At 51.9% G+C, this 19721-nt stretch carries 21 protein-coding genes; 4 read left to right on the forward strand and 17 right to left on the reverse strand.

What is annotated here, in order from left to right:
• Positions 1-30 precede the first annotated feature (30 nt).
• Positions 31-915, reverse strand: coding sequence for a LysR family transcriptional regulator (locus tag CWS43_RS00415; RefSeq protein WP_101075757.1), 885 nt, complete (start codon positions 913-915; stop codon positions 31-33).
• 143 nt (positions 916-1058) lie between these two features.
• On the opposite strand from CWS43_RS00415, the gene CWS43_RS00420 reads away from it, so the two are divergent.
• Positions 1059-1481, forward strand: a complete 423-nt coding sequence (locus CWS43_RS00420) for a CidA/LrgA family protein (RefSeq protein ID WP_101074910.1) — start codon at positions 1059-1061, stop codon at positions 1479-1481.
• Positions 1474-2163: an LrgB family protein gene (locus CWS43_RS00425; RefSeq protein ID WP_101074911.1), complete on the forward strand. Its 690-nt coding sequence runs from the start codon at positions 1474-1476 to the stop codon at positions 2161-2163. The genes CWS43_RS00420 and CWS43_RS00425 overlap by 8 nt, the downstream gene beginning before the upstream one ends.
• A gap of 30 nt (positions 2164-2193) precedes the next feature.
• Here the strand turns inward: CWS43_RS00425 and CWS43_RS00430 are convergent, their stop codons facing one another.
• Together CWS43_RS00430 and CWS43_RS00435 are read right to left on the reverse strand one after the other, a co-directional pair.
• Positions 2194-2970: an SDR family oxidoreductase gene (locus CWS43_RS00430; protein WP_101074912.1), complete on the reverse strand. Its 777-nt coding sequence runs from the start codon at positions 2968-2970 to the stop codon at positions 2194-2196.
• Between the two features lie 38 nt (positions 2971-3008).
• Positions 3009-3482 carry a YhcH/YjgK/YiaL family protein gene (locus CWS43_RS00435; RefSeq protein ID WP_101074913.1) on the reverse strand — a complete coding sequence of 158 codons (474 nt, stop codon included), beginning with the start codon at positions 3480-3482 and terminating at the stop codon, positions 3009-3011.
• Between the two features lie 645 nt (positions 3483-4127).
• Here CWS43_RS00435 and CWS43_RS00440 point away from each other — a divergent pair.
• Both CWS43_RS00440 and CWS43_RS00445 read left to right on the forward strand, forming a co-directional pair.
• Positions 4128-5072, forward strand: coding sequence for a 2-hydroxyacid dehydrogenase (locus CWS43_RS00440; RefSeq protein ID WP_101074914.1), 945 nt, complete (start codon positions 4128-4130; stop codon positions 5070-5072).
• Positions 5073-5187: 115 nt separating this feature from the next.
• A complete protein-coding gene (locus tag CWS43_RS00445; protein ID WP_101074915.1) occupies positions 5188-6633 on the forward strand; it encodes a DASS family sodium-coupled anion symporter in 1446 nt (481 codons plus the stop codon).
• A gap of 60 nt (positions 6634-6693) precedes the next feature.
• Here CWS43_RS00445 and CWS43_RS00450 read toward each other — a convergent pair whose 3' ends face one another.
• The 14 genes from CWS43_RS00450 to CWS43_RS00515 form a co-directional block, all read right to left on the reverse strand.
• Positions 6694-7455: an amino acid ABC transporter ATP-binding protein gene (locus CWS43_RS00450; RefSeq protein WP_101074916.1), complete on the reverse strand. Its 762-nt coding sequence runs from the start codon at positions 7453-7455 to the stop codon at positions 6694-6696.
• Positions 7456-7463: 8 nt separating this feature from the next.
• Positions 7464-8573 (reverse strand): amino acid ABC transporter permease, encoded by a 1110-nt coding sequence (locus tag CWS43_RS00455; protein ID WP_369825837.1) that lies wholly within the window; start codon positions 8571-8573, stop codon positions 7464-7466.
• Between the two features lie 9 nt (positions 8574-8582).
• Positions 8583-9761 carry an amino acid ABC transporter permease gene (locus tag CWS43_RS00460; protein ID WP_101074917.1) on the reverse strand — a complete coding sequence of 393 codons (1179 nt, stop codon included), beginning with the start codon at positions 9759-9761 and terminating at the stop codon, positions 8583-8585.
• A 217-nt stretch (positions 9762-9978) separates the two neighbouring features.
• The gene (locus CWS43_RS00465; protein ID WP_101074918.1) at positions 9979-11004 is read right to left on the reverse strand and encodes an amino acid ABC transporter substrate-binding protein; all 1026 of its coding nucleotides are present in this window, start codon (positions 11002-11004) and stop codon (positions 9979-9981) included.
• A gap of 372 nt (positions 11005-11376) precedes the next feature.
• Positions 11377-12063 (reverse strand): CTP synthase, encoded by a 687-nt coding sequence (locus tag CWS43_RS00470; protein WP_101074919.1) that lies wholly within the window; start codon positions 12061-12063, stop codon positions 11377-11379.
• Positions 12064-12217: 154 nt separating this feature from the next.
• Positions 12218-12394: a hypothetical protein gene (locus CWS43_RS27360; protein ID WP_198555750.1), complete on the reverse strand. Its 177-nt coding sequence runs from the start codon at positions 12392-12394 to the stop codon at positions 12218-12220.
• An 85-nt stretch (positions 12395-12479) separates the two neighbouring features.
• On the reverse strand, positions 12480-13400 hold the full coding sequence (gene lpxP, locus CWS43_RS00475) for a kdo(2)-lipid IV(A) palmitoleoyltransferase (RefSeq protein WP_101074920.1): 921 nt from the start codon (positions 13398-13400) through the stop codon (positions 12480-12482).
• Between the two features lie 421 nt (positions 13401-13821).
• On the reverse strand, positions 13822-14253 hold the full coding sequence (locus tag CWS43_RS00480; RefSeq protein WP_369825838.1) for a DoxX family protein: 432 nt from the start codon (positions 14251-14253) through the stop codon (positions 13822-13824).
• A gap of 197 nt (positions 14254-14450) precedes the next feature.
• Positions 14451-14747, reverse strand: a complete 297-nt coding sequence (gene fis / locus CWS43_RS00485) for a DNA-binding transcriptional regulator Fis (protein WP_004097144.1) — start codon at positions 14745-14747, stop codon at positions 14451-14453.
• A 21-nt stretch (positions 14748-14768) separates the two neighbouring features.
• A complete protein-coding gene (gene dusB / locus CWS43_RS00490; RefSeq protein ID WP_101074921.1) occupies positions 14769-15734 on the reverse strand; it encodes a tRNA dihydrouridine synthase DusB in 966 nt (321 codons plus the stop codon).
• 400 nt (positions 15735-16134) lie between these two features.
• A complete protein-coding gene (locus CWS43_RS00500; RefSeq protein WP_101074923.1) occupies positions 16135-16872 on the reverse strand; it encodes a carbonic anhydrase in 738 nt (245 codons plus the stop codon).
• A gap of 148 nt (positions 16873-17020) precedes the next feature.
• Positions 17021-17905 (reverse strand): 50S ribosomal protein L11 methyltransferase, encoded by an 885-nt coding sequence (prmA, locus tag CWS43_RS00505; RefSeq protein ID WP_101074924.1) that lies wholly within the window; start codon positions 17903-17905, stop codon positions 17021-17023.
• Between the two features lie 44 nt (positions 17906-17949).
• Positions 17950-19395 carry a sodium/pantothenate symporter gene (gene panF / locus CWS43_RS00510; RefSeq protein ID WP_101074925.1) on the reverse strand — a complete coding sequence of 482 codons (1446 nt, stop codon included), beginning with the start codon at positions 19393-19395 and terminating at the stop codon, positions 17950-17952.
• Positions 19385-19627, reverse strand: a complete 243-nt coding sequence (locus tag CWS43_RS00515) for a YhdT family protein (protein WP_101074926.1) — start codon at positions 19625-19627, stop codon at positions 19385-19387. Before CWS43_RS00515 ends, panF begins: the two co-directional genes overlap by 11 nt.
• Between the last annotated feature and the right edge of the window lie 94 nt (positions 19628-19721).

Here is a 19721-nt window from a genome sequence, read left to right on the forward strand (position 1 = left end):
CGCGTGCGCTGTGAGGCGTACGCGGTTTTTTTATGGTTGCGGCCAGTAGTCGCGGCACAGTGAAATCCACGCCTGCGCGCTGTGTGAAAGATAGCTCCCCTGATGCCAGATCAACCCCAGTTGCCACGGCATTAACGGATCCAACGGTAGCCACATTAGTGCATTTTTATCCAGCCGCTGGCAGATAGGCTCCGGTAAAATCGCCACGCCCATGCCGGTTTGTACCATAGCGGCTAAGAAATCCCACTGCCCGCTGCGGGCGGCAATTTTCGGTGTGAAGCCGTGGGCGGAAAAGGCATCCATTAGCTGGCGATAAAGGGCGAAATCCTCGTTATAAATCAGGATACCTTCATCGGCCAGATCGCTGATAGCAATGCGTGTCCGGTTCAGCCAGTGCGGCGTGCGGGGAACCACCACACACAAAGGGTGGCTGAAAAGCAGCAATGAGGCGATGGACGGAACAGCGTCGGCGGGCAGGGCGGTGATCGCCAGATCCAGCTCGCCGGAGATCACGGCCTGCTGTACGGTCAGCCCGCCAAATTCGGAGATAATCAGCTCAATGCCGGGATATTGCTGGCGGAAACTGCCGATAAGCGGCGCGATTTGAGTGCCCACCATCGGCGGAATACCCAGCCGTAAATGGCCGAGTTTGAGCGAGTTAATGTCTTCAAGTTCGGCTTCAAGCTGGCGGAATTCCTCAAGGATATTCAGCCCGCGCTGGTACAGTGCCTGCCCGCTGTCGGTCAGCCTTAGCCTGCGTCCTTCACGGACAATCAGCGTGCACTCCAGCTCCTCCTCCAGATGACGCAGCATTTTGCTGATCGTTGGCTGGGTGACGAACAGTTTTTCCGCTGCACGGGTAAAACTCTGCTGGCGAACCACTTCGACAAAATAACGCAAGGTGCGGACGTCCATAGTGACGGTATCTCCGGTCAGATCGGCAGGTAACAAAGTATTCCAAATCGGAATCATTTTTATGATTTTAATTCATTTCTTTACCGGTTTCCTGCCAGCGTATACTGCATTTTGTCCCTTTTTCGTCCTTTGAGGTCTTCCCCATGTTGTTGGCGTTGCGCACTAAAGCGCCGTCCCTGCTGACCCGTTGCCAGATCCCCGTTCAGGTGGTGCTGTATGCGGTGTTATTCGTTATAGCCGATCATATTGTTACCGCTCTGCACCTGCCCTTGCCGGCCAATATTGTCGGTATGCTGATGCTTTTACTGCTGATTATGTTTCGCATTTTACCGCTGAAGTGGGTGAAAGCCGGGTCGCGCTGGCTGCTGGCTGAGATGCTGCTTTTTTTCGTTCCGGCAGTTGTGGCGGTGGTGAATTATGCGCAGTTGCTGATGATCGAAGGCTGGAAAATCTTTCTGGTGATTGGCATCAGCACGCTTCTGACGCTCGGTGCGACGGCGGTGGTTGTCGATAAAATGTATCGGCTGGAGCTGTATCTGGCGGCGAGGAAGGCAAAGCGTGGCTGATTTGCTTATCAGTATTCTGTGTTTTGTGGTGACCCTCGGGTTGTATTACGCCAACAAAAAGTTGTATCGCTACCGGCGGACCCTGCTGCTGATGCCGCTGGTGTTCACGCCAATTGTGCTGGTGATACTGCTGGTGGTGACGCACACGTCGTATCAGGATTATATCGGCGAAACGCACTGGCTGCTGTGGCTGCTTGGGCCGTCCACCATCGCGTTTGCAGTGCCGGTCTATGAAAATATGGCGGTCATCCGCCGCCACTGGTTATCGCTGAGCGCGGGCGTGGTGACGGCTATTGTGGTGGCGGTCAGCAGTTCGGTCTGGCTGGCCAAAATGCTGACGTTGCCGGAAGAAGTGCAGCGTAGCCTGGCGGTGCGTTCCATCACCACGCCGTTTGCCCTGGCGGCGGCGAAGCAAATGGGCGGACAGCCTGATCTGGTGGCGTTATTTGTGGTGATCACCGGCGTATTTGGTATGGCAGTGGGGGATATGTTGTTCCTGCGTCTGGCGGTAAAAAGCGGTCTGGCAAAAGGCGCGGGGTTTGGCGCAGCTTCTCACGGGGCAGGTACGGCGAGAGCGTATGAGCTTGGCGCAGAAGAAGGCGTTGTGTCCAGCCTGGTGATGATGCTTGCCGGTGTGGTGACCGTAGTGATGGCACCGTTTATCGGCATTTTGATGTGGTGAAAAGGGTGGCTTATACCACCCGTCAAAAATTTATCCGCGCCCGACGAATGGCATATTACTGGCCATGATGGTCATATTCAGAATATTGGTAGAAAGCGGTAATGACGCGATATGGCAAACCGCATCAGCGATATGTTTCACATCGACCATAGGTTCTGCGGCCGTGCGGCCATCGGCCTGCAATACCCCTTTGGTCATTCGGGCAGACAATTCGGTATAGGCATTGCCAATATCAATCTGGCTACAGACGATATTAAAAGCACGTCCGTCAAGCGCAATGCTTTTGGTTAATCCCATGACGGCGTGTTTGCTTGCCGTATAAGGTGAGGTGAAAGGCCTTGGCGTATGTGCTGAAATAGAGCCGTTATTAATAATCCTTCCGCCTTGTGGTATCTGGTGTCTCATCAGGCCAAACGCGGCACGGGCACAGAGAAATACTCCGGTCACGTTCGTATCAATGCAGTTGAGCCATTTTTCTAACGGTAATTCGTCCATCGGCACGGCTGGCGCGTTAACCCCCGCATTATTAAAGGCCACATCCAGGCGACCATAATGCGCCTTAATGGTCGAAAACAGAGCCTCCACGCTTTGAGGATCCCGAACGTCAGTAGCAACGGCCAGCGCGCGCTGACCCGCTGTTTCTGCCATCTGCACCAGTTCATTCAGAGGCTCAATCCGGCGGCCAGCCAGAACGACGGTGAAGCCATCATTGAGTAATCCTAAGGCTACAGCCCGGCCAATCCCGCTTCCTGCTCCGGTGACCAGAGCGATTTTATCGTTATTATTTGGTTGTGAAGATTCTGACATACATAACCTCTTTCTTATCAATGTAGAGACTGATCAGATTATCCCAATAAGCTGAGATGTATTTTAAATACCGCTTTTTTAATCGTAACGGGCTGATTCACTTTGCCACGCGTGCGATGAATATCGCCGGGGAAGAAGACGCAAAAATCATGCGCGTTGAGCGTTAAAACATCTTGCTGCGTAGACATATCGTAGTAAATCATGTCGTTTGCGTGCGCGTTATCCTCAACGATGCGGGATGATGGGCTGAGGGTGGAAAAGCCGATAATTTCCTCACCTTCTATCAGGTATTGCAAGTCGATAAACTGCACATGGGATTCAGGTCTGCTTTCGCTGAGTTCAATTGTCGGATAACTTTGAATAATGCAAATAAGCTTATCTTCAATAACGGGATATTTACCTGTTGCCAATGAAGCCAGATCATTGTTTTTAATATAATCGATAACCTGGCTGAAGACTGCGTGGAATGCAGGCTTCTCTTTATTCCAGTGCGTGATATTTCCTGAAATCATTTTTATTATCTCAATATAAATTTGTTGATGTTATTCACTTCTGGGTCGGGACGGGAACGTATAAACAGTATAAGTCAAAGATTATTGTTTCTTATTATGCAAGTGCCCATTTTTATCTTCTTATGAAGCAAATGCTTTAGGCAAATGACATTGCTTATGTGACAGATATCACTATCTTGTTTCTCTTAAATACGCATACGAATTTCTGTTATTGAAGTGTGTTTGTTACGTGTCGTGAAATAACATAATGATGTAAACTTATTTACCCTCCATTCAACTTTAGTATTCATTGGCGTTAAAATATCAGTAAATTGTAATATTTTTTTGTTTGCGATGAAGATCAATTTTTACCATGAGCTATATGTGTATCAGGGCTTTTGCGTTTCATTATGAGATGTCCGTCAATATTGTGCTGGCCTATGCACCAATCTTTTAATTTTTCTTTGAGCTTATGCCTAATGTCGTTATACCGGTGAGTCATCATAGTGTTTCTATATTGAACACCAGATTATTTTATAAAATTACACTGCAGGTTATTTCCTCAGCGTCATTCTAATGTCATGCCTGAGATTTCATTCAAACTTTGTCTGATGATGAAAATGCCCTGCACCGTTTAAATTTTAATTTAAAGATGACCGGAGATATATGAACACGAAAGATATTGATGTCATGGTTATTTCGCCATTACCGGAAAAGATGTTGGCAGAATTAGGGGAACTGTTCACCCTTCATAATTATTGGTTAGCCAGCGATAAAGCCAGTTTTCTGGAAAAGACGGCAAAATCGATCAAAGGTGTGGTCACCCGGTCGCATCTTGGTATTGATGCACAAATGATTAATTCACTGCCTTCGCTGGAAGTGATCTCAATTTTTGGTGTAGGGCTGGACGCGGTGGATCTGAATGCTGCCCGTGAGCGCAACATTATTGTCGCACATACCCCGAGAGTACTGAGCGAGTGTGTTGCAGATACCGCTTTAGGCCTGATGCTCAATGTATCGCGCCGTTTCAGCCTGGCTGACCGGTTTTCCCGTTCCGGCGACTGGCTGAAGGCCCCTTTCCCGGCAGCAACGCGCATGCACGGCAAAATTTGCGGCATCGCGGGTTTAGGCCATGTCGGGCATGCGGTCGCCACCCGGGCTCAGGCATTTGGGATGCCCATCCATTATTTTGACCCTTATCTGCAGGATGACCATTTTAAGCGTTACCCAACGCTAACGGAACTGGCCCGTTCCTGTGACTTTTTGGTATTAACCCTGCCGGGTGGCGCAGATACTTTCCGGATTGTTGACAGTAATGTTTTAAACGCATTAGGGAACACCGGTTTTCTGATTAATGTTGCAAGGGGATCGATTGTTGATACTGAAGCATTAATCGCGGCTTTGAAAAATAATGTTATTTCTGGCGCCGGGTTAGATGTGTTTGAAGATGAACCTAATATTCCTGCGCCATTATGTCAGTTTGATAATGTTGTACTGCTCCCACATCTGGCCAGTAATACGGTGGAAACCCGACAGGAAATGGCCGACCTGGCGGTAAATAATATCAGAGGGTATTTTGAATCCGGAGAGGTTCTTACGCCGGCGAGATGATTTCTTGCCCTGATAAAAATCAGAATGACAGCTTATCTATTTATTGTTTTGCCAGCATGCCTCCGCTTTCAGAGGCATATCAATAAATACTAATTATAAAAGCAAGGTACCCTATATGAGTGGTGTCATTATAGAGAGCAGGCAACGCGTATCTCCATTACAGGCAAAGTGGATTAAGATTGTTATATGTGTTCTGGTGGGGGCTGTGATATGGAATATCCCTATTCCTAATGGTTATACAGCGCAAAACTGGCATTTATTCGCGATATTTTTTTCTACTGCTTTTGGATTTATGTTGCAACCCGTCACCCTCGGTGTGGTGACTCTGATTTCATTGTCAGCAGCGTCTGTTCTTGGCGTTCTGGATGTTAAAGGTGTTCTGGTTGGTTATAGCGCTGACGTCGTCTGGCTGATCGTAGCGGCTTTTCTATTTTCAAGAGGATTAATTAAAACCGGCCTGGGTAATCGTATTGCCTACGCGTTATTACAACGTTTTGGCAGCAGCCCAATGCGATTAGGATATACGCTGGCGATAAGTGACGTCATTATCAGCTTTTGCGTGCCTTCGGCAACTGCGCGTTGCGGTGGGATCATGTTCCCGATTGTGCGCAGTATTTCTGAGGTCAGCGGCTCCAAACCGGGCAGCACGGCGAAGAAATTAGGCGCGTATCTGGTTCAGACTGTTGTGCAGGTCGACAGTATTGCGGCGTGCCTGACGTTAACCGGGCAGGCGGGTAATCTTCTTATTGTCGCGTTTGCATCGAAAATCGCAGGCATCGAAATCTCCTGGAGTATTTGGGCGATGGCGGCGCTGATGCCGGGGCTGATTTCGCTGGTCGGCTTGCCGTGGTTCATTCATAAGATTTGCCCGCCGGAAGCTAAATACACGCCTGAAACCCGGGAAGTTGCCCATCAGTCACTTCAGGCGATGGGGAAAATGTCGCTGCACGAGAAAATCCTGTGCGTGATCCTGACGCTGACGGTTCTGGGCTGGGCAACCAGCGGCATGACAAAAATCAGTGCCACGGTAATTGCGTTATCAGGCGTGTGCCTGATGCTGCTGTCTGAAGTCATCAGATGGAAAGATGTGACAGAAGAAAGTGGTGCGTGGGATACGCTGGTGTGGCTCGGCGGGATGTACGGCCTTGCAGATAATCTTTCAAAATCAGGTTTCTTCAAGGTCTTTGCTGACTGGGTGCAGGTGGCTCTGGCGGGTATGCCCGCGTTCCCGGTACTGGTTATTCTCATCAGTATTTACGTCTTTTCAGCGTATTTCTTTGCGGGCGGCATTCCGCATATGCTGGTGATGTATCCGGCGTTCATTACTGTCGGGATTGCCGTCGGTGCACCGCCGATGCTGGTGTGTTTGCTGCTGGCGTTCAGTTCTTCGCTGTATCAGGCCATCACGCATTATTCCTCGGGGCCAGCCGCGATATTCTTTGCGGGCGGTTACATCGGGCAGCGGGAATGGTGGAAGTTAGGCTTTATCGTAACGCTGACCAACGTGCTGATCTGGTCAATTATCGGGGCAGTCTGGTGGAAGGTGCTTGGGCTCTGGTAAGCGTGTGGAAATGATTTAAAGCAGGCCGCAGCGTAAACTGCGGCCTGCTTTATGAGCTGATTAGTGAATAACCTGTGACAGGAACTCCCGCGTTCTCGCTGACTTAGGATTCGCAAAGAATTCCAGCGGTGGCGCTTCTTCCACGATCTCCCCGCGATCCATAAAGATCACCCGGTCGGCTACCGTTCTGGCAAAGCCCATCTCATGCGTGACGCACAGCATGGTCATGCCTTCTTCGGCCAGCGTAATCATGGTATCCAGCACCTCTTTCACCATTTCCGGATCGAGCGCAGACGTCGGCTCATCAAACAGCATGATTTTCGGTTTCATGCACAGTGAACGGGCGATCGCCACGCGCTGCTGTTGTCCGCCGGAAAGCTGGCCGGGGAATTTGTTGGCATGTTCGGCGATACGTACGCGTTTGAGGTAATGCATTGCCAGTTCTTCCGCCTCTTTCTTCGGCATCTTACGCACCCAGCAAGGGGCCAGCGTGCAGTTTTGCAGCACGGTCAGATGCGGGAACAGGTTGAAGTGCTGGAAGACCATTCCGACTTCGGTGCGCACACGTTCGATGTTACGCAAATCATCATTCAGCTCGGTGCCGTCAACCACAATGCGCCCCTGCTGATGCTCTTCCAGATGGTTAATGCAACGAATGGTCGTTGATTTACCGGAGCCGGAAGGGCCGCACAGGACGATACGTTCGCGCGGTTTCACGTTCAGATTGATGTCTTTCAATACGTGGAACTGTCCGTACCACTTATTCACGTTTTCCAGCGTGATCATCATATTTTGTTTTTCAGTGACTTGATGGTCGCTCATGGTTTACCTCAGTGTGCGGATCGCCCGGTGTGAAAGCGTCTTTCCAAATGCTGGCTATAACGCGACATGCTAAAACAGAAAATCCAGTAGACGGCAGCGGCAAAGACGTAGCCTTCGGTCGACATGCCGAGCCATTCAGGATCGACGGTGGCTTGCTGGACGCTGCTGAACAGGTCGAACAGGCCGATAATGATCACCAGACTGGTGTCTTTAAACAGCGCGATGATGGTGTTGACCAGACCCGGTATCACCATTTTCAACGCCTGCGGCAGAATGACTAAACCCTGCGTTTTCCAGTAACCGAGCGCCAGCGATTCAGCGGCTTCGGTCTGGCCTTTCGGCAGCGCCTGCAAACCGCCGCGCACCACTTCCGCGACATACGCTGACTGGAACAGCACCACACCCACCAGTGCGCGCACCAGTTTGTCGATGTTGGTTCCTTCGGTCATGAACAGCGGCAGCATCACCGAGGACATGAAAAGCACGGTAATCAGCGGCACGCCGCGCCAGAACTCGATGAAAATCACTGACAGAATGCGCACGATGGGCAGACGCGAACGTCGTGCCAGCGCCAGCATAATCCCCAGCGGTAACGCACCGGCGATGCCGACTGCGGCGATGATCAGCGTCAGCGTCAGGCCGCCCCACTGGCGGGTTTCGACACGGCTCAGGCCAAAGAATCCGCCGTACAGCATGATCCAGGTGAAAATCGGGAACAGAATAATCCAGGCCGTGATGTAACGGCCGCGGCGTGGCATGGCTTTGAAGAAAATTGGTGCCAGCGTCAGCAGACCGACAATCAGCGTGACGTTGATGCGCCAGCGCTGATCAAACGGATACAGCCCGTACATAAACTGCCCGAAGCGCGCGTGGATAAATACCCAGCACGCGCCGGCTTTGGTGCAGTCCGTTCTTGCGGTCCCGACCCAGTTGGCCTGGAAAATTACCCAGTTCAGCAGAGGAGGGATCACCAGCCACATCAGCCATAAACAAAACAGCGTCAGCAGGCTGTTAAACCAGCTGGAGAACAGATTTTTGCGCGCCCACAGCACGGCAGTTCCGACTGGCGTACCGGGCTTGACGGCTCTGACTCCGGGAGGAAGTGTTGTCATCGTCATGGGTTTCCCTTAACGCTCGACCAGCGCAATACGCCGGTTATAAATATTCATCAGGAAGGAGATGACCAGGCTGATAATCAGGTAAACGGACATCGTGATGGCAATGGTTTCAATCGCCTGACCGGTCTGGTTGAGCACGGTACCGGCAAACAGCGACACCATATCCGGATAGCCAATTGCGGCCGCCAGAGAGGAGTTTTTCACGATGTTCAGATACTGGCTGGTCAGCGGCGGAATAATTACCCGCATGGCCTGCGGCAAAATAACCTGGCGTAGCGTGACCGGATTCGGCAGGCCGAGCGAACGGGCGGCTTCATGCTGACCGTGCGAAACCGACTGAATACCGGAGCGGATCACTTCCGCAATAAATGTGGAGGTGTATACCGACAGTGCCAGCGTTAATGCTGCCAGTTCCGGGATGAGCACCATGCCGCCACGGAAGTTAAATCCGCGCAGCGCAGGCATATCCCAGTGCAGCGCGGGCCCGAAAATCAGGTGAGCCAGCCCCGGCAGGACGACAAGCATCACGACAGCCCACGGCCAGATGCGCCAGACGCGTCCGGTGTGGATCTGACGGAAATGGTTATAGCGTTGCAGCGCCACGATCCCGGCAATTGCGAGTAGCAGCGCGACAAAGCCTGCGAGGCTGCCCGGCGCCAGCTCCGGTGATGGCAGATACAAGCCGCGGTTGCTGACGAAAATCGTGTCAAAAGCGTTCAGGCTCTGACGCGGCCCCGGCAGGTTTCGCAACACGGCGAAGTACCAGAAGAAAATTTGCAGCAGCGGGGGAATGTTACGGAACGTCTCGATGTAGACCGTCGAAACTTTACGGATCAGCCAGTTATCGGAGAGGCGTCCTAACCCGATAATGAACCCGAGAATCGAAGCGAAAACGATGCACAGCGCGGAAACCAGCAGCGTATTCAGCAGACCGATAACAAATACGCGTGCGTAGGTGTCGCCTTCCTGATAGTCGATAAGATGCTGAACAATGCCGAAGCCGGCACCTTTTTCAAGAAACGCAAATCCCGAGGTGATCCCTCGCGTCGTTAGATTGGTAATGGTGTTGTGGAGCAGGTAACCAAGACAGGCTACCAGCAACACCACCGCGAAAATTTGGTAAATCCAGGCTCGTACGGCTGGGTTGGTCAGCGAGAACGATCCTTTTCCGGTTGGGCGTTGCGACATAAAAAACCTCGACCTGCGGGTAAAACAGTGGAAGTGATGCACCGGGGAACGGCCTGTACATCAGCTTCATTTATCAGACTCAACTTTTGTTTTTCCAAAGTAATTGGCGTTGCAGCAAGGCGGCAAGGGAGGGAATCCCGATGAGCTGACACGGGTCAGTGATTCGGGTGACCGAGTGCCGCCAACGCCGCTGCAACGTCAAGTACGAAGGATAAAATTAGCGGACAGGTGGTGCGTATTGGATCCCGCCTGCATTCCACAATGCGTTCTGGCCACGTTTGATTTTCAGCTCGCTGCCCTGACCGACGTTGCGTTCAAAGCTTTCGCCGTAGTTACCGACTTGTTTAACGATTTTCACTACCCAGTCATTTGGCACTTTCAGGTCAGCACCGTAAGTCCCGGTTTTGCCCAGCAGGTTGCTCATGTCTGGTGTGGTCGGGTTAGCGGCCAGTTGCTCAACGTTTTTAGACGTCACGCCCATTTCTTCAGCGTTCAGCATTGCGAACAGTGACCAGCGCACAACGGCCAACCAGTCTTCATCGCCACGGCGGACAACCGGGCCCAGAGGCTCTTTAGAAATAACTTCTGGCAGGACGATGAACTCATCAGGTTTGCCCAGTTTGATACGCAGTGCGTACAGCTGAGACTGGTCCGATGCCAGGGTGTCACAACGGCCTGAGTCCAGCGCTTTCGCACTTTCGTCTGAACGGTCGAAGGTCACCGGGGTATAAGTCATTTTGTTGGCTTTGAAGTAATCGGCTACGTTCAGCTCGGTATCTGTACCGGCCTGCAGGCAGACGGTTGCGCCATCCAGCTCTTTCGCGCTTTTCAGGCCCGCTTTCTGATGCGTCAGGAAGCCGATGCCATCGTAGTAGTTCACGCCGGCAAAAATCATCCCCATCCCTGCGTCGCGGGAAGAAGTCCAGGTGGTGTTACGGGACAGGATGTCCACTTCGCCAGACTGCAGGGCGGTGAAACGCTCTTTTGCGGTCAGCGGGGTGTATTTCACTTTCTCAGAATCACCAAATACGGCAGCAGCCACTGCACGGCAGACGTCAACGTCGATACCGGTGAATTTGCCTTTGGAGTCAGCGTAAGAGAAGCCCGGCAGGCCGTCGCTGATACCGCATTGAACAAACCCTTTCTTTTTCACAGCATCCAGAGTGGTACCTGCGTGAGCCTGACCCGCCAGTGTCACGAAGCTTGCTGCGGCAATCAGCGTTGAGAGCAATATTTTTTTCATAAAGCGTCCTGTGAGACAAAATTGAAAATTATTATTGTGTGAGTGCCGGGGCACCCTGTCTGTTTATGGGGCAACGCCCTCTGCACCTGTCTTTGCAAAGGGAGTGCCAACATGGAAAACGTCCGATCAATCAAGTCACGTAGAGGAATTGCACAGTAACATTGACGAACGTTATAAAATTTATTGCCCCGTTTCAGTGCGCGGTCAATGTGGGCGCTTTAAAACGGTGCGGAATATTTCAATATTGGAGTGCAGATCGCGGTCTTTGCAGCGTGGTGAAACGCGGAGTCATATTTAGTAAAAAAATGAGGTAAAACGATGAGTAAATCTCTCAGACCTGATGGCATGAGAGACATTTAGAAACGGATGGGATCAGAGAAGGGACTTTATCAGTGCAGCGACCAGCGGCGGAAGCTGACCTTTTAGTGCGGCACGTTCAGGCTGGAACAGCGTAGCGACAAAGAACGGATGGCCCGGCAATTCAACTGCACGCACTTCACCGGCGGCATCGTGGCCGACCATTTTCAGTGGCTGTGCGTCCAGCGCGGCCTGAAACGCCGTATTGATGCCATAGCGACAGTGATAGCCTTCTTCCACTTCCAGCTTGCCGTAAGCGCCCGCCGGAATACTGCCCGGCACAAAGCTAATTTCGCTTTTGACTTCCACCATTTCACATGACAGTGCGCTGATGACCAGGCGGCCTTCGGTATCGGTTTCGCCGTGTCCGGCATCCTGCCAGTCCATCACATTTCGCGCGTATTCAATGATGGCGTGCTGGAATCCGCCGCAGGTTCCCAGAAACGGTTTGCGATTTTCCCGGGCAAAACGGATGGCGCTCAGAGCACCTTCGGTCGAGCGGTACGGGCTGCCGGGAACACACCAGAAAGCGTCGTAGTTTTGCAGAATTTCAGGGGTAAGGGTGTCTGTTGCGAGCCAGTCGGCGTGGATTTCTATGCTGAAGTGTTGTGCTGCGAGGTCTGTTGCAAGGGGGATAGCTTGATGGGCTGTGATCGCGGAGTGGTAATCTCCGACCAGCGCCAGACGAACAGAGGTTTTCATCACTTCTCTCCAGGGCAGGTAAAAAGAGAGGTTACAGAAATGGGATTAATTTGTCGTTTGAAAAATTTTCAACCGCATTTTTTGTTGCACAACTGAGAGTAATAAACCCACACAAGGTGGGTTTATGGCAGGCGTTATGGCATCTCATCCGGCCTTATTTTTTGTCGCCTTTAATTAATTTACGTGCAGCGGCGATCTGATCGTTATCCGGCGCTTTGGGTTTAGCTTTATTGAGCGCAGTGCTGAGGCCTGAACGCCCCCAGAGATCGAAGCTGTCGTCATCTTTGAGGTGGTCAAAGATGGAAGGTGCCACATCAGTTTTTTTGGCCATAAGAAGAAGAGTCTCGCGTTAAAGTTTTCTCAAACAAAAAGCCCGATGCGGTGGCATCGGGCCTGATATCCTAATGCGCCGGCGGTTATCGATAAAGCGAAGGTGCTCCCGCCGGACGTGTTTTGAAGCGGCGGTGCAGCCAGAGATACTGATCGGGCGCACGCATGATCTCTTTTTCGATGACCTGGTTCATGTACGCTGCCGCGGCCATTTCATCGCCAATCGGGTAATCCTGAAGCTGCGGCTGGATCACCAGCTCGTAACCTTTACCGCAAGCTTTGCGAATCAGAACGACAGTCACCAGCGAGGGTTTAGCCAGACGCGCCAGCATAAAAGTCCCGCTGGTGGTGGCAGCCTGATCGACAGCAAACAGCGGCGCAAATACGCTGCCACGTGGGCCGTAATCCTGATCCGGTGCAAACCACACGGCTTCGCCCTTTTTCAGCGCATGAACCATTCCGCGTAAATCTTTGCGATCGAGCATTGCTTTGTTGGAACGCATACGTCCCCAGGTCTGCACAAACTCCATCGCCTTATTGTTGTGCGGACGGTACATCGCCATCATCGGCTGACATAAGCCCATCGCACGGCCACCCAGTTCCAGCGACATAAAGTGCACGCCAATGACTAGTACGCCCTGATTATTTTCCTGCGCCTTTTTCAGGTTGTGCAGGCCGCTAACGTCAAACCAGCGTTTAACACGGGCATCTGACCAGAACCAGGCCATACCGGTTTCCAGCAGCCCCATGCCGAGAGATTCAAAGTTGCTGACAATCCTGGCTTCGACCTGATCAGGAGGCAGGTCCGGGAAGCAAAGTTGCAGGTTGCGGCGGGTGATCGACACACGACGTTTCAGGAAGCGCATAGAAGTGCGGCCCAGCCAGATGCCCAGACGGTATAAAACCGGATAAGGGAGCTGAACCAACAAGAACAGGACGCCGAGGCCAAACCAGGTCAGCCAGTAGCGAGGGTGCAAAAATGATGCGCGAAAGCGAGGAGATGTCATAAAAGCCTAATCATCTGCATAAAAAACCGGTGTAGCGCGTAAGGAGCTGGCTCAATCGCGGTACGGATTGTCTGACAAAGAGTGGGACAACGGGCGTCTGTAAATGTTTTTAAAAGCATACCCATTGACACATTTTTTTACTTTGTAAAGACACTATTAAAAGGCGGGATCGCGAAGCTGAAGGGCTGTCCGTAGGCGTTGAGCGGGGCGAGAACGACTCTTGTAGCAAGTATAGCATGCTGCCTGATCGAACCCGAGGGGGTAATTGTCCGATAAACGCACTATTTACTGTTTATTTACGTCCAGAACAGGCCATAAAAACGAAAATTCTACAGAAATAAGGAATTAGCTTTTGGGAACCCGCATTTGCCTATATGCATTATCAGCATGCTCCGTTGGCAAAGCATGCTGAGCAGAAATATCAGCGGTACAGCGGGTTACTCATCACTGAATAACGGCCACTGCCGTAGAGCGCAATCACGACGGCTGCCATAAAGTAATACACGATATCTTCAATCGCCCAGGCACCGACCGGTGACAGCGCGAACGTGTGATGAATCCCGACCATCAGCCAGGCAACGACCATGGTTGCTGCGGCTGACAGCGCTGCGAGGCGGGTGAAAATCCCTAATATCATCATGACTGGAGCAATCACTTCGCCGATAACGACGCCGTAGGCGACAAACGCCGGAATACCGTAACCCGCCAGCATGCCCTGGATACCGGCCAGGCCATCATGCATTTTATGCCAGCCATGAAAGATCAGCAGGCCATAGGTGATTCTCAGCAGCAAAATCGCCAGATCAGGTTTGTTCAGTGCAGCGGTAAAACGGATATAAAGTTGCTTCATCATTGTCACTCCCAGAGACATTTTATTGTGCCTATAAAGTAATTCCTAACTGCCGAACGGAGGGAGAATTATTCTCATCTGGGTTGATCTGGGTTAAGTTTTGAGCAAATTTTGCGGCAATAGATTGTCAGATAAGGATAAAAAACAAAAAGGCGCTCCCCTTGCGGAAAGCGCCTTTTCAAGACAATGACTGATTAGTATCAGTTCATGCCGTATTTTTTCAGTTTCTTACGCAGCGTACCGCGGTTGATACCCATCATCAGGGCCGCACGAGTCTGGTTGCCACGGGTGTACTGCATCACCATGTCCAACAGTGGCTGTTCAACTTCAGCCAATACCAACTCATACAGGTCATTCACGTCCTGACCATTTAATTGAGCAAAATAGCCCTTAAGTGCTTGTTTTACCGAGTCACGCAGAGGTTTTTGAGTCACCTGGTCTTGTGAGTTTACGGTAGAAACGGTCAGTACGTCAGAATTCACGCGTTGTTCGAACATAGTTCTGTCAGCTCTTTTTTGTTACGCAAGATTTTCGAAATATGCTTCCAACGCCTCCAGCTGTTCGCTGGCATCCTCTATGGCGTTGAAGGAGCGCCGAAACTGGTCATTCGGGGCATGCTCCTGGAGATACCAGGAAACGTGCTTACGGGCGATACGGAATCCCTTGCCTTGACCATAAAAGTCGTGCAGTTCCCGTACGTGCCCTATTAACAAGCGCTGAACCTCACCCATAGGCGGTGGAGGTAACAGCTCCCCTGTGTCCAGATAATGCTGGATTTCCCGGAAGATCCAGGGTCTCCCCTGAGCGGCACGTCCTATCATCAGAGCATCAGCTCCGGTGTAGTCGAGTACCGCCCTGGCTTTATGCGGGTCAGTTATGTCCCCATTCGCGATAATCGGAATGGAAACACTCTGCTTAACTGTCCGAATACTGTCGTACTCTGCTTCTCCATTGAAGAGGCAGGCACGGGTTCGGCCATGAATAGTCAGGGCCTGAATTCCACAGTCTTCAGCCAATTGGGCAATTTGTACACAGTTACGGTGTTCCGGTGCCCATCCAGTACGGATTTTCAACGTGACTGGCACATCTACCGCATTCACAACGGTAGTGAGGATTTGTTTGACCAAATCCGGATACTGCAACAAAGCAGATCCTGCCAGTTTGCGGTTCACTTTCTTGGCCGGGCAGCCCATATTGATATCAATGATTTGCGCACCGCTTTCCACGTTAATTCGTGCAGCAGCCGCCATATCGTCGGGGTCACAACCGGCAATTTGCACGGCGCGGATCCCCGGTTCATCGTTATGTACCATGCGCAAACGTGACTTATCCGTACGCCATACCTCCGGATTGGAGGAGAGCATTTCAGATACTGCCATCCCAGCCCCCATCGCATGACATAAGGCACGAAACGGTCGGTCTGTTATACCGGCCATTGGGGCCGCAATCAGGCAATTTGTAAGCTGGTGGTGTCCGATGCGCATGAACTAGGAATGACCATACTGATGTCCGCAAGGGCGCGTATATTACGCATTTTCGCCACGATATGAAAGGCCAAACTTTGAGCAATTTGATAACAAAAAGCCTTGCCAGCGGTAAAACTGAGGGCGATTTTGTTTTTTATCTTGGTTTTACATTGGGTTATGTGATGAAGGTCAAATTGTGCGCTCTGACAAATTCCTAATATCTCTCTGAAACATCCTGTTATAACAGTTGATTCTAAGGGTTGATTTGACGTTTTAAGCAGCAATAACCACAAAATTCCGTGATACAGATCGCCTTTTGGTCAGAAAGTGACTTATTTTGCGTTCGGATGTCATCTGGTTTTCGGAAAGGATCCAGGGCGACAAAAACCGGTTCTGTGGCCCTGATGTATTGAGACTTTTATTCCGCGACGATCACGCGGCCGTGAAGGCTTTGTACAGGGCGGTTATTTGCATGATGAAGAACATGCTGGAATTTCTCTAACTGCTGCTCAGACAGCGTCTGAGGCTGTTTAATGACCAGCCAGCGAACGCCTTCCGTACACGGCGGGGTTGTCAGCGATCCGCTAAAACGGTAATGGGTCAGGTTTTTCGGCAGCAGGCCGGAAAGTGCGACATTGCTTTTCAGCAGCGCCGTTTCACCCATCTTTTCCGGCATCTGTTGCCAGATTTTTTCCAGCTCGGGATTGGCGGCACCGGTTTCAAACATCACGGCCACCACGGCAATCTCGCCGTCTGCATCCATGTGGACAAAATGCGCTTCCATCGGGAAGGATTTGCCGTCAATGGTGTTTTCGCTTGGCGCATGGAAATGGAATTGCTGAAGAACGAATTTCTCACCATCGAGGGTAATAAAATCACCTTCCCGGACATTTACCTGCACGCTGTGACCGTTATTGACCACGTTCACCGGCGGTAAGGTGTAGCTGAGTTCCAGCGGGTGCGGATGCACTTTCATGGCGTCTTTGATATCGACGGGAGACTGCATTTTTCCCTGTTCGCAAAGATGAAAATCCGGGCTGAGTTTCGACCAGTTTTGCGGGGCTTCGTCGCCATCGTAAGACCAGTGCGGGGCTTCGCTGGCGTAAGCCGAAAATGTAAAGGCGGCCAGCACAACTGACAGTAATGCGCGTTTCATGAAATATCCCTTTCATAACATTGAATAAAAAAACCATTTTTATTTTAAGGTTTTTGATGCGAAGGGAACAGCGCGACGGGGATATGGAGAGGATTTTCGGATAAAACTAACCCTTTCTGCATAAACAGAAAGGGTTACAGGCAACAAATCAGGCTTTTTTAACGCCTGTAATACGGCACCATTCTTCTTTCTCGGCAACCGCATCCAGTTCGAACTTATCACGGTAAGCGTCAGCGACGCTTTGCGCCTGGCTGGCCAGAATGCCTGAAAGCCCCAGATGACCGCCAGCAACCGGCAGCACGCTGATAAGTGGTGCCAGCTCGCGCAGCGGGCCTGCCAGAATGTTTGCGACGACGACGTCGGCAGACAGGTTCTCCGGCTGATCTTTTGGCAGATACAGTGACAGACGTTCGGAAACGCCGTTACGTTCTGCGTTATCACGGCTGGCCTGGATCGCCTGCGGATCGATGTCGATCCCGACAACGTGTTTTGCGCCTAACTTCAGCGCGGCGATCGCCAGAATGCCGGAACCACAACCGAAGTCGATCACTGTTTTGTCAGCCAGATCCAGACTATCGAGCCATTGCAGGCACATCGCCGTTGTCGGGTGTGTCCCGGTACCAAACGCCAGACCGGGATCCAGCATCACGTTAACCGCTGTCGGATCCGGCACATCGCGCCAGCTCGGGCAAATCCACAGACGCTCGCCAAAACGCATCGGGTGGAAATTATCCATCCACTCGCGTTCCCAGTCTTTGTCTTCAAGCTGTTCGATTTTATGCACGAAACTTTTGCCCAGCAGCGGCTCGTTTTCCAGCATGGCAACCACGTCTTCCATGTCGGTTTCGGCGTCGTACAGGCCAATCGCGTCGGTATCGCCCCACAGCAGGGTTTCGCCCGGCAGAGGTTCAAACACCGGATTATCGTGTGTATCCTGGAAGGTGACGGACACGGCACCACTTTCGATAAGCGCGTCGCTCAGCGTTTCCGCGTTTTCACCGGTGGTATTAATTTTCAGTTGGATCCAAGGCATAGCCATTCTCTTCTTAACAATCTGTAAAAATCAGTGCCGCCCGGTCAGGACGGCTTCAGTGCGGTTTCGCGCGCCGATGAGCCAAATTTGTTGCCGATATAAAACGCCAGCAGGCTCAGCGAAAGCGAGGGCACAATCGGATGCAGACCGGCGATGTGCAGGTCGATACTGGCAAGCAGGGTATAACAAACCGCGCCAACAATCATTGAGCTCAGCGCACCCGTCGCGTTCGCGCGTTCCCAATATAAACCGAGTACCAGTGGCCACAGGAACACGGCTTCCAGCCCGCCGAAAGCCAGCAAATTCAGCCAGATAATCATTTCAGGCGGACGCCATGCGGCCAGCAGAACCAGCAGACCCAGCACAAACGTCGCCCAGCTCGAGAAGCGTTTTAGCTTGCGCTCGTTCGTCAACTGGTCCGGTTTGATGCCGAGGTATAAGTCTTTAACGATAGTCGCAGATGACTGTAAAAGCTGTGCGTTGATCGTCGACATAATGGCGGCCATCGGCGCGGCGAGGAAAATCCCGGCGGCGTAAGGTGGCAGCACGGTGATCATCAGCGTCGGGATCACCTGATCCGGAATTTTCAGATCCGGCAGCACGGCGCGTCCGAGCGCTCCGGCCAGATGCATACCGAGCATCAGGACCGCAACGACAATTGTGCCGAGCACAATCCCGCGATGTACCGCTTTGCTGTCTTTGTAGGAAATACAGCGGACGGCGGTATGCGGCAGGCCGATAACCCCAAAACACACCAGTATCCAGAACGATGCCATAAACGGCAGCGAGAGAACGTCATCTCCGCCGTGAACGGAAACCAGTTTCGGGTCGATTTGTTGCAGTTTATCGATAGCGGTATGCAGGCCACCGGCGGCGTGGATCACGGCAAACAGCAGCAAAATGGTGCCCAGCAACATCACCAGCCCTTGCATGGCATCGTTGAGCACGCTGGCGCGGAAGCCGCCAAATGCGGTATACAGCGCGATGCTGATGCCAAAAATCAGCAAACCGGTGTCGTAGGGAATGCCTGCGGCGGTTTCCAGCAGGCGGGCGCCGCCGATAAACTGCACGGTCATCGCACCCAGAAACGCCACCAGCAGGCTCAGGCTCGCCAGCCAGACCAGCAAACGACTCTGGTAGCGCGCAAACAGCATGTCATTGAGCGTAACCGCATTGTAGCGGCGCGCCAGAATTGCGAATTTCTTACCCAGAACGCCCAGCGACAGCCACACGGCGGGCAGTTGGATCATCGCCAGCAGTACCCAGCCGAGGCCAAATTTGTACGCCGCACCGGGGCCGCCGATAAAGGAACTGGCGCTGATGTAGGTGGCGGTCAGGGTCATGGCAAGAACGAAGCCGCCCATGGAGCGGTTACCGAGGAAATATTCAGTCAGAAAATTGCCCTGCTGACGGCGGGTATAGGCATATACCGACAGGCCGAAAACCAGCAGCAAATAGGCGATCAGCGGCAATAAAACTTCAGTTTGCATCTTGATCCTCCAGCGGAATATCGCGGTAAATCACGCGAACCATCAGCCAGCTCAAAAGAATAAAGACCAGCGGTACCAGCAGGCAGGCCATCTCGAACCAGTGCGGAAGACCGGTAATGCCCTGTTTATCATCAGGAATATAAGCGGCAAAACACCACGCCAGCAGATAAGCAATGGTCAGCCCGAATGCCCAGCGTGCTTCGCGGTTGGCTTGTAAGAAACGTTGATCCATAGGTTCACCGTAAATTGAAAATAAGGGGTGATTTTACGGATTATGGCATTTTTCGCAGTAACTATTTGCCAGGTGAGGTATTCACCTGGCAGGC

The organism is Rahnella sp. AA (genome assembly GCF_002834385.1).
Taxonomy (GTDB): domain Bacteria; phylum Pseudomonadota; class Gammaproteobacteria; order Enterobacterales; family Enterobacteriaceae; genus Rahnella.

What these genes read in the sequence shown, in the direction of transcription:
- CWS43_RS00470 (WP_101074919.1), bottom strand. Translation starts at nt 12,063, where the DNA reads ATGAAAACCTCTGTTCGTCTGGCGCTGGTCGGAGATTACCACTCCGCG.
- CWS43_RS00465 (WP_101074918.1), bottom strand. Translation starts at nt 11,004, where the DNA reads ATGAAAAAAATATTGCTCTCAACGCTGATTGCCGCAGCAAGCTTCGTG.
- CWS43_RS00420 (WP_101074910.1), top strand. Translation starts at nt 1,059, where the DNA reads ATGTTGTTGGCGTTGCGCACTAAAGCGCCGTCCCTGCTGACCCGTTGC.
- CWS43_RS27360 (WP_198555750.1), bottom strand. Translation starts at nt 12,394, where the DNA reads ATGGCCAAAAAAACTGATGTGGCACCTTCCATCTTTGACCACCTCAAA.
- CWS43_RS00480 (WP_369825838.1), bottom strand. Translation starts at nt 14,253, where the DNA reads ATGATGAAGCAACTTTATATCCGTTTTACCGCTGCACTGAACAAACCT.
- CWS43_RS00460 (WP_101074917.1), bottom strand. Translation starts at nt 9,761, where the DNA reads ATGTCGCAACGCCCAACCGGAAAAGGATCGTTCTCGCTGACCAACCCA.
- CWS43_RS00450 (WP_101074916.1), bottom strand. Translation starts at nt 7,455, where the DNA reads ATGAGCGACCATCAAGTCACTGAAAAACAAAATATGATGATCACGCTG.
- dusB (WP_101074921.1), bottom strand. Translation starts at nt 15,734, where the DNA reads ATGCGCATCGGACACCACCAGCTTACAAATTGCCTGATTGCGGCCCCA.
- CWS43_RS00435 (WP_101074913.1), bottom strand. Translation starts at nt 3,482, where the DNA reads ATGATTTCAGGAAATATCACGCACTGGAATAAAGAGAAGCCTGCATTC.
- prmA (WP_101074924.1), bottom strand. Translation starts at nt 17,905, where the DNA reads ATGCCTTGGATCCAACTGAAAATTAATACCACCGGTGAAAACGCGGAA.
- CWS43_RS00430 (WP_101074912.1), bottom strand. Translation starts at nt 2,970, where the DNA reads ATGTCAGAATCTTCACAACCAAATAATAACGATAAAATCGCTCTGGTC.
- lpxP (WP_101074920.1), bottom strand. Translation starts at nt 13,400, where the DNA reads ATGACATCTCCTCGCTTTCGCGCATCATTTTTGCACCCTCGCTACTGG.
- CWS43_RS00515 (WP_101074926.1), bottom strand. Translation starts at nt 19,627, where the DNA reads ATGGATCAACGTTTCTTACAAGCCAACCGCGAAGCACGCTGGGCATTC.
- CWS43_RS00440 (WP_101074914.1), top strand. Translation starts at nt 4,128, where the DNA reads ATGAACACGAAAGATATTGATGTCATGGTTATTTCGCCATTACCGGAA.
- CWS43_RS00415 (WP_101075757.1), bottom strand. Translation starts at nt 915, where the DNA reads ATGGACGTCCGCACCTTGCGTTATTTTGTCGAAGTGGTTCGCCAGCAG.
- CWS43_RS00455 (WP_369825837.1), bottom strand. Translation starts at nt 8,573, where the DNA reads ATGACGATGACAACACTTCCTCCCGGAGTCAGAGCCGTCAAGCCCGGT.
- fis (WP_004097144.1), bottom strand. Translation starts at nt 14,747, where the DNA reads ATGTTCGAACAACGCGTGAATTCTGACGTACTGACCGTTTCTACCGTA.
- CWS43_RS00500 (WP_101074923.1), bottom strand. Translation starts at nt 16,872, where the DNA reads ATGAAACGCGCATTACTGTCAGTTGTGCTGGCCGCCTTTACATTTTCG.
- panF (WP_101074925.1), bottom strand. Translation starts at nt 19,395, where the DNA reads ATGCAAACTGAAGTTTTATTGCCGCTGATCGCCTATTTGCTGCTGGTT.
- CWS43_RS00445 (WP_101074915.1), top strand. Translation starts at nt 5,188, where the DNA reads ATGAGTGGTGTCATTATAGAGAGCAGGCAACGCGTATCTCCATTACAG.